At 55.7% G+C, this 15,021-nt stretch carries 11 protein-coding genes; all 11 read right to left on the reverse strand.

From position 1 onward, the window contains the following. Positions 1 to 30: 30 nt before the first annotated feature. A complete protein-coding gene (locus CE168_RS04430) occupies positions 31 to 2,517 on the reverse strand; it encodes an HAD-IC family P-type ATPase (protein ID WP_099571285.1) in 2,487 nt (828 codons plus the stop codon). 136 nt (positions 2,518 to 2,653) lie between these two features. Next, complete coding sequence (locus CE168_RS04435; protein WP_099571286.1) at positions 2,654 to 3,235, reverse strand: sugar ABC transporter substrate-binding protein; 582 nt, start codon at positions 3,233 to 3,235, stop codon at positions 2,654 to 2,656. A gap of 2 nt (positions 3,236 to 3,237) precedes the next feature. Then, positions 3,238 to 4,503, reverse strand: coding sequence for a class I SAM-dependent RNA methyltransferase (locus tag CE168_RS04440; RefSeq protein WP_099571287.1), 1,266 nt, complete (start codon positions 4,501 to 4,503; stop codon positions 3,238 to 3,240). Continuing rightward, entirely contained in the window at positions 4,503 to 5,249 is a 747-nt protein-coding gene (locus tag CE168_RS04445; protein WP_099571288.1) for a DUF3159 domain-containing protein, read from the reverse strand. Before CE168_RS04445 ends, CE168_RS04440 begins: the two co-directional genes overlap by 1 nt. A 26-nt stretch (positions 5,250 to 5,275) precedes the next feature. Continuing rightward, positions 5,276 to 6,106 (reverse strand): DUF3710 domain-containing protein, encoded by an 831-nt coding sequence (locus tag CE168_RS04450; RefSeq protein WP_180753393.1) that lies wholly within the window; start codon positions 6,104 to 6,106, stop codon positions 5,276 to 5,278. Positions 6,107 to 6,223: 117 nt separating this feature from the next. Continuing rightward, positions 6,224 to 7,084 carry an exodeoxyribonuclease III gene (locus CE168_RS04455; protein ID WP_099571290.1) on the reverse strand — a complete coding sequence of 287 codons (861 nt, stop codon included), beginning with the start codon at positions 7,082 to 7,084 and terminating at the stop codon, positions 6,224 to 6,226. A 77-nt stretch (positions 7,085 to 7,161) separates the two neighbouring features. Continuing rightward, complete coding sequence (locus CE168_RS04460; protein WP_099571291.1) at positions 7,162 to 9,171, reverse strand: dipeptide ABC transporter ATP-binding protein; 2,010 nt, start codon at positions 9,169 to 9,171, stop codon at positions 7,162 to 7,164. Positions 9,172 to 9,191: 20 nt separating this feature from the next. Further along, on the reverse strand, positions 9,192 to 10,157 hold the full coding sequence (locus tag CE168_RS04465) for an ABC transporter permease (RefSeq protein WP_099571292.1): 966 nt from the start codon (positions 10,155 to 10,157) through the stop codon (positions 9,192 to 9,194). Between the two features lie 17 nt (positions 10,158 to 10,174). After that, entirely contained in the window at positions 10,175 to 11,101 is a 927-nt protein-coding gene (locus CE168_RS04470) for an ABC transporter permease (protein WP_099571293.1), read from the reverse strand. 301 nt (positions 11,102 to 11,402) lie between these two features. Continuing rightward, entirely contained in the window at positions 11,403 to 13,055 is a 1,653-nt protein-coding gene (locus CE168_RS04475) for a peptide ABC transporter substrate-binding protein (protein ID WP_099571294.1), read from the reverse strand. 226 nt (positions 13,056 to 13,281) lie between these two features. Then, positions 13,282 to 14,931, reverse strand: a complete 1,650-nt coding sequence (locus tag CE168_RS04480; RefSeq protein ID WP_099571295.1) for a peptide ABC transporter substrate-binding protein — start codon at positions 14,929 to 14,931, stop codon at positions 13,282 to 13,284. Between the last annotated feature and the right edge of the window lie 90 nt (positions 14,932 to 15,021).

Here is a 15,021-nt window from a genome sequence, read left to right on the forward strand (position 1 = left end):
ATTCGTTGCCTACGATACAGTCAAGTTAATTCAGCTCTGGCGTGTCTTCTTAAAGTATGGGACAATACTCAGAATTTTCGGCACCAAACGCAAACACACCAAGAACACGAGCGCCGAAAGCACCATTGCCACCGTCGTCGCAGCCAGCATCTGCCCGGTCGGCACCACCAGCGCGAAGAAATTCGCCACCGGTTTTACGAGCACGCCCCCGAATCCAATTGCGGCAAAGGCCAATACCAATATGCCACGCCACGAATGCAGCGGCTTTGCCACCCGCGCAAGCACGAACACTCCCATCATGAGCAGAATAATCGCGTTGACGCCACGCAGCATCGCCAACTGCGCACCCGAATCTTGCACATTCCACTTCATGAATATCGGCAGCAGCCACGACGTGGACAAAATCGACAATCCGACCGCCACACCGCAGGGCACGGCAAAATGCAGCACGCGTTTCAGGAATCCTGGAATATAACGACGCGTGTTCGGAGCCAACGCAAGAATGAATGCCGGCATGCCAATCGTCAATCCACCCACATATGTGATGTGGCGAGGCAGATACGGGAATGGCATCTGCGTCAACACCACACCCAACGAAATCAGTGCGGAATACACGGTTTTCACGAGGAATAGGCTTGCCACACGTTCCATATTGGCCATAACCTGACGCCCTCGCGCCACCACATCGGGCAGATGTGAGAACTTCGAATCGACAAGCACCACCTGTGCCACGGCCTTGGTGGCGGGCGCAGCATTGCCCATCGCAATACCCAGATCGGCCTCTTTGATGGCGAGCGCGTCGTTCACGCCGTCGCCGGTCATCGCCACCACATGCTCACCCGCATGCAACGCCTCCACGATCGCCTTTTTCTGATCGGGCAGCACACGCCCAAGCACATCCACGTTTTCCAGTACTTGCGCCAGTTCCGTAATGTCGGCAGGCAACTCACGCGCGTCCATGAATCGTGGTTCATGTTCGCCGGTCAGATGCACTTTTCTTGCGATCGCGCCGACGGTTACAGGATTGTCGCCGGAGATAATGCGGCAACGCACGCCTTGTTCACGGAACCATGCAAGCGTTTCTTCGGCGTCGGCACGAATATGTTCGGAACTGCACACCAATGCGACAGGGCACGATGCCGGATTGAGTTTTGGATCGGTTTCGTAATCGTCGGGTGCCGCACCGTCGATTCGCGCGACCAGAAGCACACGGTTGCCGTCGTTGGCGAAATCATTGACTTGCCTGAGTATGTCGGCATGGTCGCCGTTGATTTGGGAAAGAATGACTTCCGGCGCACCCATCGTCCATACTGCATTGCCGTCATAGATCGAACTCCACTTGCGTGCCGACGAGAACGGTACTCGTGCCTCGACAGTGCCATCCGCAAATCCCTGTTCCCATAGTCCAGACAGAATCGCCTGTCCTGTACCGTTGGGCTGTCCTTCGTTCGATAGGTCGAATAGAGCCTGTTTGACGTCATGCTCATTCACGTTGCCGCACATAGTGCCGGAGCTTCGAATATCCAGCAATTCCACAGAATCAAGTCGGATGGTGCCGTCGGTGACAGTACCGGTTTTGTCAAGGTTCAGGCAATTCACACGAGCGAGAGTCTCCACGGATTCCAGCTCCTGCACCAGCGTGTTCTTACGTGCCAAACGAATGGCTGCGAGCGCGAAATTCAGCGAGGTGAGCAGCACCAGGCCTTCAGGGATCATACCGACCACACCGGCCACTGCGGAAATAACTGCGGAACGCCATTCACCGGTTGAGATGGCCGCATTCCAGCCGCCAACAGTGCGTACCTGCGACCAGATGAGCAGCACGCAGAGCGGCACCACAAGGAAGGTCATGAATTTCAGAATCGTATTGATGCCCTTGTTTAGGTCGGATACGGTTTTCTTGTAGACCTTTGCCTGTGCGGTAAGTTTGGCTGCGTAGCTGTGTTCCCCGGTGGCGGTGACTTTCACCAATGCCATGCCGGAGATGGCGGTGGATCCGGAGAAAATGTCGCAGCCTTCGCCTTTGCGTACGGTCCGTGATTCGCCGGTGAGCATGGATTCGTCCAGTTCCAGTCCCCAAGTGTGCACGATCTGTGCGTCCGCGGGTACCTGTTCGCCGGAGCGGATCCACATGAGATCACCGAGCACGATATCGTTGTGTGGTACTTCAACGTCTTTGCCGTCGCGATGCACAAGGTAATCGGAGGCCACCAGAATCGATAGTTTGTCAAGCGTACGTTTGGCTTTCAGTTCGGTGCAGATGCCGATGCCGGTATTGATGATGATGATCAGACCGAACACCGCGTCCTTCCACGAACCGGTGATCAGTACCATGACCATGGCGGCGAAAATGATGCCGTTGAACAGGGTGAACACGTTGGCTCGCACGATGTCGACAAGAGATCGCGAAGTCGATGCTTTGACTGTGTTATCCAGTCCGCTTTTTTTGAGGGCAATCACTTCGCCTTGTGTTAGCCCCGTCTCTTCGATGGGAGGCATTGTTCGACTTTCGCTCATAATTGCCAGACTACCGTCACAGTCCCGTTTTCTGGTCAACTTCTTGTGAAACACAGGTAAAAATCAGGGAATTTTCAGGGTACTCGCCGAGCACTGATTTGGCATCCATCTCACGTAGGCAAGGCACAGAGCCATGTCAGTGGTCGATTGTAGTCACCAGCATCTCACGGTCGTGGGGATCGTTGTTGGCTACGGCCACGACCGCATCGTCGAGCGGCGTCGCGTCGGACATGCGGTCGTTGATGGTCATGGTTGCCGCATAGAGTTTGTTGTCTTCCGGCACAGCGATAGGATCGAGAAGCGCCACTGGAACGCCCGCTTTTCTTGCGGTTTCCAAAGCATCAGTCCAGTTTTCGGCATTGGTTTTGTCCACGTCGATTCCTGCGATGACAATGAGGTCGGCCTTGCGTTGCGCCATGTCACGCACGCCTTGCTGCGCGGTGGATTGCGCGTCCACAGTGCCTGAGACGGTAATGTACACCGGCTTGAGCTTACCGGCTTTCATGGCATCCATTGCCATGGAATCGGCAGTGACATCATCCGATCCAATCATGGCGATGGACAGGCTGTCACGATCCTCCATGGAGTGCGCCACCGCGGTACCGGGAGATTGCGTATCCCCCACCGCGGCATTCGACGGCACGCAACCAGATAGCGACGCGCAAGGCAACGCAATCGCGGTCATTCCATAAAACGCACGACGTGCGAATAACGGCATGCTCACTGCTCGTGCTTTCTGAACAGCGCCACAGTCTCAACATGATGGGTCATGGGGTAAATGTCGAATGCGCGGATATCCGCCAATTCGTAGCCCAGCGACACGAGTGTGGCAGTATCTCTGGCGAGGCTTGCCGGATCGCATGCGATATAGACCACGCTTTTCGCTTCGGCTTCGGCAATCTGCCTGCACACTTTCGCACGAGCGCCGGCACGCGGCGGATCAAGCACCACCACATCGGGTTTGGCGAGATCATTGCGCACGTTGGCAAGTGTTTTCGCCACATCGCCCACACGTGCATCGACGTTGCCCAGATGAATGTGCCTCAAATTACGCTGCGCGTTCCTTACCGCGGTTTTGCCGCCTTCGACGCTCAACATGCGAGTGCGCTCCGCCGTCAGCGTAGCCAACGGCAGCGTGAACAGACCTGAACCGGAATACAAATCCCACAGGCATGCGGATTTGGCGCCGTCGAGCTCGCCGCGTACCAAATCAATCACATGGTTGGTCAAAGCGATCGGCGCATGCCTATGCATCTGCCAGAAACCGCCTGCATCCACGTTGTATTCGAATGCACGGCCGGCAACAGTCACCTTTTCCGTAAGCTCACGGCTTCCAGCAACCACCTCACCGTTCACAAGCACGGCGTAATTGTCTGGAATCGGCGCATTATCGCGAGGTTCCGGAACGGATAGACGAATCTGGGAACCCGGCTCGAAGCCACCCTCCCATACATGCTCACGCTCGGCCACTTCCAGCAACATACGGCTGGCCAACGGCATGGTATCAATCGGAACGCGCACATGCGTGCCCCGACGGCGCATCGACGGACGGCCATCTGCATCAGCGATCATCTCGATGCGAGTACGCCAATGCAGACCTTGCTCCGCATCGTCTTCCGGCATACGCTCAATGGGCACTTCCGTATCAACGTGGCCGAGTCTTGCCATCTGTTCCGCAACCGACGCGGCTTTCCACTTGAGTTGCCCGGCAAGCGACACATGCACCAGATCGGCGCCGCCGACGCCACCGCCCATGGCAAGGGGGCCTGCCAATGACCATATTGGATCAGTACGGTCTTCGCTCGCCTCGAGCACTTCCACCACTTCGCCCGTCCAGAAGCGATCCTCACGATCATGTGGCTCGTCCAATGCGACACGGACCAGTTCTCCGGGCAATGCGAATCGCACGAACACAACACGTCCGTCAATATGACCGACACAACGGCCTTGGTCGGCGTACCGTTCAATGCGGATGGTTGTTTCCATCAGTGCTCTTCCCTCATTTCGGTGGTTTGTGCTGCCTCAGCATCGTCTTCGGAAGCTTCCTGCACCATCTTATGCCGGTGCATTGGCGTCGCCACGATCAGATACGAGACCCAGATCGCGAGCGCCCAGAACGGAATGCCCATCAGCAGACGCGCCGTTCCCAGCCAGCCGACGTGATTGCCGAAATAGAGCGGCACCTGCACGATCAGACGCAGCGCGAACACCCCGATCCACATCGCGGTGATGATGGTATAGGCGCGATTGAGCGCCTTGTCACCTCGCCAATCGGCAAGCCAGGCACGAAAATGTTCGGTCGGTAACGTTCTGATGAACTCGATGACCAATCCTAAGCCAGGCACTCGGGCCAGCAGTGAAATCGTCAGCAGAATAACGTAAAAGGCGTTGGTCAGGAATCCGAACATGTAATAGTTACGTGCCTCGTGACTGTTCCATGCCCAAATCAGGCAGATACCTACTGCCAGCAAGCCTGATACCGCTCCCATGACGGACTGTCGTTGGCACAGGCGCACGATCACCTGCAGCACGGCCAACACTGCGGACACGCCGATGGTCAGTTGCAAATTGGACGTGATGACGAACAACACCACGAACACGACGCCCGGCAGCATTGATTCGATAACGCCTCTCGGACCGCCAATGGCGTCGATCACGGAAAAATCGTCAGTATTACCGGCATCGGCAAGCGCACCAAGACCGGTTCGTTTTTTTGCTTCGGTTTCAGCCATACGTATTAGTTATCGGTTCGAGCGGCTCAGCGCACTTCGGAGAACATCGGTCCACGAGACAGCGTGGTCTTGACCTCAACCTGCTGGTCGGAGTCGAATGGACCCTTCGGCTTGCCTGGAATCTCGGTCTTCTGCTCAGCCTCTTCCGCAGCGGCCTTCGCGGCCTTGCGTTCGGCCGGAGCGACCGGCGGATGCATGGGAATCAGGTCGCGCGGCGCCAACGGATCATCGCCTCGTTCCACCACAATATCGGCGAAGAACTGGTTCAACGCCTTTGCTTCCTCACCCTCAGGATCGGTGGCGGCCTTGCCGGAGAAGATGCCACGCAGCATCCAACGCGGACCGTCGACGCCTACGATGCGGGTAAGCACCTTGCGTCCACCCTTGACGGTGACCGGCAATGCCAGTTCGGTGCCGAACACACCTTCGACTTCTTTCGCGTCCTTGTTGGCTTCAATCAGGTCGGCGCGAACGTCATCCCACAATCCGAGCGTCTTCGGAGCCGCGAACGCTTCAATCTCCACGCTGGAGGAACCATAGGTGATGGTGGTGCCAAGAACCTGCTGAGTGGCACGGTTGGCTTTCACGCGCAATTCAATGCCCTTCAGGAACGGCAGATAATATGATCCCATATCGAGGTACTCGTCGTAATCAGGAACGTTCTCATCTTCCACGTCCCACGGACCATGCTTGTCACCGCGACCCTCGTATTCAGCGGAAGGCTTCGGAAGCGCCACGCCCTCCTGAGCTTCGTCAACATTTTCAGCTGCGTCGACAGCCTCTTCGTTTTCTTCGGCGGACGCTTCAAGAGCTTCCTCGCTCTGACGCTTCTTCTTACCGAATCCAAACAATCCCATGATGTTCCTCATTTCATAACGTTTGCAACCGTGACTAGCCTAGCACCCATGCTTAATATGGGCTGGGAATCGGGGTGTGATATTCCAATTCCCAGTCTGTGCACGGTAAACAGTGGCTTAAATGTCATACATAATGCTGAGCGGCGCATGATCGGACCAGCGCAGGTCGTAGGTCGGAGCCTTATCGATCACGAATCCGCAGGCCGTTTCCGCAAGTTCCGGTGTTGCGAACTGGTAGTCGATTCTCCAGCCGACATTGTTGTCGAATGCACGACCTCGCTGACTCCACCATGTGTACGGTCCCTGGATGTCTCCGGCGAGATCACGCATCACATCCACAAATTCCAGTTCTCCCAGCCATTTGTCGACATATGCGCGCTCTTCGGGGAGAAATCCGGCATGCGTTTCGTTGGCTTTGGCGTTTTTGATGTCGAGCGGCGTGTGCGCGATATTGAAATCACCGCACAGCACCGCTTGTTTCCCACCATGTGCAGCTTCATCGCGCAATTGCTCCATACGTACCAGCATGGTGTCGAGGAAACGGTATTTCTGCTTCATTTTTTCCGGATCATCGGTATTTCCCGCATGCACATACACGCAAACCACGGTAACGACATAGCCTTGCGGAGTTTGCACGTCCGCTTCGATCCAGCGTCCAGAATCAACATCCTCATCAAGTCCCGGCAAGCCATACCGCCGTTCGGCAACAGGCAATGCCGACAGTAGACCGACACCGGCACGCCCTTTGATGCGGCAGATCTCGTTCATGCGATGCAATTCACTTTGATCAGCGATACGGCCTGCAGTCGAATATTCAAAACCGAATTCGTCAAAGATGGGATCGATTTCGTTTTGCGGAGCACGTACTTCCTGCAGGCACCATACGTCGGGAGTGTTGCGACCCGCCCATTCCTCGATGCCTTTGCGTTTCGCCGCGCGGATTCCATTCACATTAGAGGTTGTGATAGTGATCGTCATAGCGTCCTAGAGTAGCCGGAATACAAGAAAAGCCTCCGGCAATGCCGAAGGCTTTATTTTGAGACATATCGGTCGGATCAGTCAAGACCGAGCTGCAGCTTGCCGCCGGGGATGGCGTCAAGCAGATCACGAGTGTACTGCTTTTGCGGATGCTCGAAGACCTCGTCAGTGGTGGCGTGCTCCACAAGCTTGCCGTGCTGCATCACCACGACCTCATCGGCAATCTGGCGCACAACCGCCAAATCGTGGGTGATGAACAGGTAGCTCAGGCCCTTTTCCGTCTGCAGGTCATTGAGCAATCGCAACACCTGGTCCTGTACCAGCACGTCCAAAGCGGATACGGCCTCGTCGCAGACGATCACGTCCGGATCGAGAGCCATGGCTCGTGCGATGGCGATGCGCTGTCGCTGACCACCGGAAAGCTCGTTCGGGTAACGGAAACGCACAGATCCCGGCAGTTCCACCATATCGAGCAACTCACGCACACGGGCAGCACGACTTTTCTTGTCTCCAATGCCGTGGATGCGCAGTGGTTCTTCGATGGAACGGTAAATGGAGTACATCGGGTCAAGCGAACCATACGGATTCTGGAACACCGGCTGCACGTGACGACGGAAGTCAAGCAATTCCTTGCCTTGGAAGCCGGAAATGTCCTTGCCTTCATAGGTGACGGTGCCTGAGGTCGGTTCAAGCAGCTTCAGCACCATGTTGGCCACCGTGGACTTGCCGGAACCGGATTCGCCCACAATCGCCAGCGTGGTACCCTTTTTGACGGAGAAGCTCACATCGTCAACGGCCTTGAACATCTCCTTCTTGCGCGGCAGCTTGAACTCGCGCGTCAGATGATTCACCGTGATGATGGATTCGCCGGTCTTCAGAGAATCCTCATTCACCTTGTGTTCCATCACACGGCTGGCATCGCCACCATGCTCCTTGACGGAGATGATGCGCTGCGAGGCCAACGACGGCGCTGCCGACACCAGTCGCTTGGTGTACGGATGCTGCGGATGCTGCAGTACTTCCAGAGATGGGCCAGACTCAACGACCTGTCCCTTGTACATGACCACGATGTGCTGCGCACGCTCAGCCGCCAAGCCCAAGTCATGGGTGATGAACAGCACTGCGGTTCCCAACGAATCGGTGAGCATCTGCAGGTGATCAAGGATCTTCTTCTGCACGGTCACATCAAGCGCGGAGGTCGGCTCGTCGGCGATCAGCAGTTCCGGACGGCATGCCAAGCCGATAGCGATGAGCGCACGCTGGCGCATACCACCGGAAAACTCGTGCGGATACTGGCGTGCACGAGTGGCGGCATCCGGCAGACCTGCCTCAGAAAGAAGACCTGCGATGCGGTCGTCCATGGTAGAGCCGATTACATACTTCTTGGCGATGTACCAAGCGTCATCCTCGGCCACGCCGGCCTTGATCAGGTCGTCGGCCACGCGCCAACGCGTTTCAGATCCCGGAACCCACTCCGACTCGAAGTATGCCACGGTCTTGTCGAAGTCGTCGCCGGTCTTGCCGATCTTGGACAGCGCTTCCTTCGCCGCGGACAACAGCTCCGGAAGATCCTTGGAGCCAAGGAAAGTCTCATCGTCGTTGTTTTTAAGCTCGACATCAGCATCGGCGAGAGCCTTCGACAGCGAGGAACGCTTCTCATGGGCGATATCCATATTGTTGGCGACCAGCGCCTCCTTCACCTGGGTGCCGATACGCCACACCGGGTTCAGGTTGCTCATCGGATCCTGCGGGACAAGACCCATCTTGTTGCCGCGCAACTTGTCGAAATCCCTCTGCTTGTAACCGGAGATTTCCTCGCCATCAAGCTTGATGGATCCTCCGACCACATGGCCTGTGCCTGGAAGCAGACCAAGCACTGCCATAGCGGACGTGGACTTGCCGGAGCCGGACTCACCAACGATAGCCACCCACTGACCCGGGTATACGCTGAAAGAGGAGTTGCGCACCGCATGTATCGGCCGGCCATCATCAGTGGTGAAGTCGACCTGGAGGTTCTTGACTTCCAGCAGCGGACCGTTGGCGCGTTGCATGGCCTCGAGCTTGTTTTCGGTATTCATTTCAGTCATCGAATATCCCTCACTTACACTCACGCACGGCTCTTCGGATCAAGCGCATCCTTCACAGCGTCGCCCATCATGATGAAGGCAAGCACAGTGATGGCAAGCGCCGCGGACGGGTAGAACAGCACCATCGGATCTGTACGCAGAATGGACTGCGCGTTGGAGATGTCGCCACCCCAGCTGACGGTAGTGGTCGGCAGACCCAGACCAAGGAAGCTCAACGTTGCTTCCAACACGATGTAGGTAGCCAGAGACGTTGTGCCCACCACAATGATCGGTGCCAAGGAATTCGGCAGAATGTGGCGGAACAGGTTACGCCATGGCGTTGAGCCAAGTGCGGTGGAAGCCGTATTGAACTCCAGATTCTTGGCTTCCATAACAGCGCCTCGCGCAATTCGCGCAACAGATGTCCAGCCGAACAACGTCATGACCAGAATAATCTTCCAAATGGAACCGTTGGTCTTGAACATCTGCAGCACCACGATGGCACCAAGCAAAATCGGCAAAGCCAGGAAAATATCGGTCAAACGGCTGAGAATGCCGTCAACCCAGCCTCCGAAGAAGCCGCTCAATGCACCGATCAGCGTGCCCAACAGCACCACCAGCACCGTAGCGAACACGCCGACGCTCAGCGAGGTACGAGTACCATACACCACGCGAGAGTACACGTCGCATCCTTGCAGATCGAATCCGAAAGGATGTCCCTTCGAAGCCGATTCCAAGGAGTTCTCAAGCGTGCAGTAATTCGGATTCTGCTTGGTCATCACTCCTGGGAACAGCGCCACGAAGATAATGAACACAATAAGCACAGCGGAGATGATGAACATCGGGTTCTTGCGCAGGGTACGCCATGCGTCAGCCCAAAGGCTTGAAGCCGGTACGGACTCGTCGACCGAGTCAACGTCCTTAAGCGGCGTCTCCTCAAGAGGAGCAACATATCGTTCCTGTCCCGGAAGTGCGTGGGAAAGATTCGTTTCGTTCATATCAGTCATTGTTCAATCCTCCCAACTCACGCGTAGCGGATTCGCGGATCAAGCGCCGCATAGAGCATATCGACCAGCAGGTTGCACACTGCGAAAATCAACATAAGCAGAGTCACAATGGACACCACCAGGTTGCCTTCGCCCTTGAGGATGCTTTGATAAGTCAGGTAACCAATGCCGTGCACATTGAAGATGGTTTCGGAAATCATGGCACCGCCCATCAGTGCGCCAAGATCCTGACCAAGGTAAGTGACGACAGGAATCATGGAGTTACGCAAAACGTGACGATTCATGACCGACCTATTGCTCATGCCTTTGGCGCGTGCGGTGCGCACATAGTCAAGCGCGATATTGGAGGAAATCTCCGAACGACTCAATCTGATGATATATGCCATAGACACAGATCCAAGCACTATTGCCGGCATCAGTAGATCGATGAATCCTGGATTGGCGCCGGCCGTAACTGGAAGCAGACGCAACTTCACGCCTAGGAAATACTGGGCAAGGAAGCCCGTGACAAAGGTCGGGACGGAGATGAGCAGCAGAGAGATGATCAGGATCACGGTATCGCACCACTTGCCCTTGTTCAGACCGGAAATCGCGCCGAAGATCACGCCGAATACGGCTTCGAACACGAAAGCCATCAGTGCGAGCTTGATAGTGACCGGGAATGCACGTCCGATCTGGTCGATGACCAGCTGGCCGGAGAAGGTCTTGCCAAAATCAAGAGTCAGCGCATTTTTCAGGAACAGCAAATACTGTACGATGAACGGTTTATCCAGATTGTATTCGGCACGAATCTGCGCAGCGACGGCCTCATTGACCGGCTTATCGCCAAACATCGCCTTAACCGGGTCGCCCGGCAATGCGAACACCAGGGCGTACACCAAAAGCGTCGTGCCGAGAACCACAGGGATCATCTGCAGAATGCGTCGCAGAAGATATCTGCCCATTGGTTTCTCCTTTTATTGCTTATTCATTGTCAACCTTTTCAGATTATTACTCATAATCATCGGGGAAGGTTAACGATTTACCCCGCAAGTTTTGTGGCAACACACAACAAACTGCTTTATATTGCAGTTTCATGGGAATCAGCTGGGAAAAATGCATTGGTTGCCGGCATCTATCCCTGACGCCTCTTGGCCACACTGATCTCACCCTAAAAAACGGTGCGTATTACATGGAAAGGAAGGAACGGATATGATCCGTCCCTTCCTTCAATTGGCTCAGCGAGATTCACTCACGAAGATCGGCTCACTTGCCGGACTTGGTCATGTTCTCGTAGACCGGCAGGTTCTGCCAGTTCATTTCGAAACCGGAAACGCCGGTAGCAGCCACACCGTAGGCGTTGGCGTAGTACAGCGGAACGGCCGGGAGATCGTTCAACAGAATCTCCTGAGCCTGCTGGTACAGCTTGTTGGCCTCGTCGGTGGTCTGAGCGGCAGCGGCCTTGGAGCACAGATCGTCGAACGCCGAACTCTTGTAATCGCCATCGTTGGAACCATTGCCATCAGCAGCGGAGGAAGCGAAGTTGGCCACCAGATAGTTTTCGGCGGACGGATAATCCGGCTGCCAGCCGCTACGGAATGCGCCCTGCACCTTGCGATCGGACACGGCGGTACGGTAATCGTTGAAGGTCGGGTACGGGTTGGTGGCAGCCACTTCGGAACCAAGCGTGTTGTTGATGGAGTTCACCACAGCGGTGTAGGTGGTCTCGTGGCCACCGTCAGCGTTGTAGGCGAAGGTAAGCTTGTCGTCGGAAGTCCACGGGCTGATGGCGTTGGCCTTCTCCCAGAGTTCCTTGGCCTTCTTCTCGTTGTACTTCAGATTCTCGCTACCCTTGAGAGAGTCGGAATAGCCCGGGGTCAGAGGAGAGGTGAAGTCGACGGCCGGAGTACCGGTGCCGTTGAGCACCTTGTCGCAGATGTTCTCGCGGTTGATGGCCATGGAGATGGCCTGACGACGCAGGGTGCCTTCCTCGGTACCAGCCTCGAAGTGCTTCAGGCTGGACGGAATGGTGAACTGCTGGATGACGGAACCGGCCTTGTTGTAGGCCTGTACGGTCTCATCGGTTTCGAAGGTCTTGGTGGCGGAGGCCGGCACGGACTCCATCACGTCGAGGGCACCGGACTGGATGTCGGCGTAGGCGGCGTCATCCTTGGTGTAAACCTTGAAGGTCACGCCGTCGTTCTTCGGGGTGCGGTTGCCCTTGTAGTCAGGGTTCTTCACGAGCACGATCTCGTTGTCGTGATCCCAGGACTGGAACTTGTACGGACCATTGCCGACCGGAGCCTCACCGAAGGCATCCGTGTCCTTGTAGAAGGATTCCGGCAGCGGAGCGAATGCGGAATAGCCCACCTTGATGGCGAACACGGAATCGGACTGGTTCAGGTCGACGGTGAACTCGTGATCGTTGACGATCTTCAGACCTTCAAGCTGCTCGTCACCCTTGAGGTTGTCGGTGTTCTGCAGCGCGTCATAGCCCTTGATGGTGGAGAAGAAGGAGGAGCCGACCATGCCATTCTTGGCGTTGGCCACGTAGCTCCAAGCCTTGGTGAAGGACTCGGCGGTCACATCGGTGCCGTCAGTGAACTTCCAACCATCCTTGAGCTTGATGTCGTACTGGGTGGCGTCATCGTTAGCCTCAATGGACTCAGCCACTTCGTTGGAAGCATTGCCCTGGGCGTCGAAGGAAATCAGGCGGGAGAACAGCAGATCAACCGGTTTGCCACCACCGGTCTCGTTAGTGTTGCCCGGAATGAGCGGGTGCTGCGGTTCGGAATTGTATGCGGTGATGATGTTGGCACCTTCAGCGGCGGTATCGCTGCCGTTGGAAGAGCCACAGCCGCTCAGCAGCATACCAAAAGCGCATGCGGCGGCAGCGAAAGCCAATGCTTTCTTCTTCATATAATCATTCTCCTATTCGATATCACATCGGGATTGTCCTCCCGCAAATGGAAACGAGCCGACCTACTCACCGACGCATCTCTATTTGGCGATAGTGCACTATTCTTGCTCAATTGACGGACAACCTTCCCGTGAAACCAAAAAACGCATACCGTTCCTTAACGATATGACGGCGGAAAACATACGTTTTCCGCCGTCATATCGAACAATGTATCCGAAGAATAAGTCAGCTCTTCGAAATCTCGTTATACATCGGAACATTCTGCCAGTTCATGACGAAGTTCTTCACGCCGGATGCTGCAACGCCATTGGCATTGGAGTAATACAGCGGAACGGCCGGGAGGTCGTTCAACAGAATCTCCTGAGCCTGCTGGTACAGCTTGTTGGCCTCGTCGGTGGTCTGAGCGGCAGCGGCCTTGGAGCACAGATCGTCGAACGCCGAATTCTTGTAATCGCCATCGTTGGAACCATTGCCATCGGCAGCGGAGGAGGAATACAGCTGGTACAGGTAATTTTCAGGAGACGGATAATCCGGCTGCCAGCCGGTACGGAACGCGCCGGTCATCTTACGGTCGGTAACGTCGTTTCGGAATTCCTGGAAGGTCGGCACCGGGTTGGTGGTCACGTCGATACCAAGCGTGTTCTTCACGGAATTCACCACGGCTTCAAAAATCGGCTTGGCTCCGCCGTCTGCGTTATAGGAGAACGTAAGCTTGTCGTCGGAAGTCCACGGGCTGATGGCGTTGGCCTTCTCCCAGAGTTCCTTGGCCTTCTTTTTGTTGTATTTCAGATTCTCGTTGCCCTTGAGCGAATCGGAGTAGCCCGGAGTCTTCGGAGACGTGAATTCGACTGCCGGAGTTCCCAAACCATTCAGCACCTTGTCGCAGATGGCCTGACGGTCGATGGACATGGACAATGCCTGTCGACGCAACTGGCCTTCTTCAGTGGATGTCTTCCAATGTTCAAGATCCGACGGAATGGTGAACGTCTGAATCACGGAACCGGCCTTGTTGTATGGCACCACGGAGGAATCGGATTCGAAGGTCTTGCTGTCGGCGGACGGCACGGTATCCATCACATCAAGGTTGCCGGCCTGAACATCGGCATAGGCCGCGTTGGCGTCCGTGTAGATCTTGAACGTCACACCGTCGTTATTCACCTTGCGATTGCCCTTGTAGTCGGGATTCTTGACCAGCTTGATTTCCTTGTCATGATCCCAGGAACTGAACTTGTACGGGCCATCGGAAACCGGCGACTCTCCGAAGGCCTTCGGATCCTTGTAGAAGGATTCTGGCAGCGGATAGAATCCCGAGTAACCCAGCTTGATGGAGAACGCGGAATCCGGCTGGCTCAGGTCGACGGTGAACTCGTGATCGTTGACGATCTTCAGACCTTCAAGCTGCTCGTCACCCTTGAGGTTGTCGGTGTTCTGCAGCGCGTCATAGCCCTTGATGCTGGAGAAGAAGGAGGAGCACAGCTGCGCGTTCTTCGCATTGGCCGTATAGCTCCAAGCCTTGGTGAAGGACTCGGCGGTCACATCGGTGCCGTCAGTGAACTTCCAACCATCCTTGAGCTTGATGTCGTACTGGGTGGCGTCATCATTGGCAGTAATGGAGTCGGCCACTTCATTCTTGGCCTTGCCATCCTTATCGAAAGACACCAATCCGGCGAACATCAGATCGATAGGACGACCACCGCCGGTTTCATTGGTGTTGCCCGGAATCAAGCTATTCTGCGGTTCGGAGTCAAATGCCGTAATGACATTCGACCCTTTAGCCGCGTCCCCAGATGTGGAAGATCCACAGCCGCCCAGCGCCATGCCAAGCACACAGGCCGCCGCCGCAACGGCAAACACCTTGCTTTTCCTCACATTCATTATGTTTCCCTTCATTATTTTGATTACCGGTCGGTATCGTTTCCCCGTACCAGCTCCACCTAGTAAATACACCCTAAATCAAGAAGAAAC

It is taken from the genome of Bifidobacterium sp. N5G01 (assembly GCF_002742425.1).
Lineage (GTDB): Bacteria > Actinomycetota > Actinomycetes > Actinomycetales > Bifidobacteriaceae > Bifidobacterium > Bifidobacterium hominis.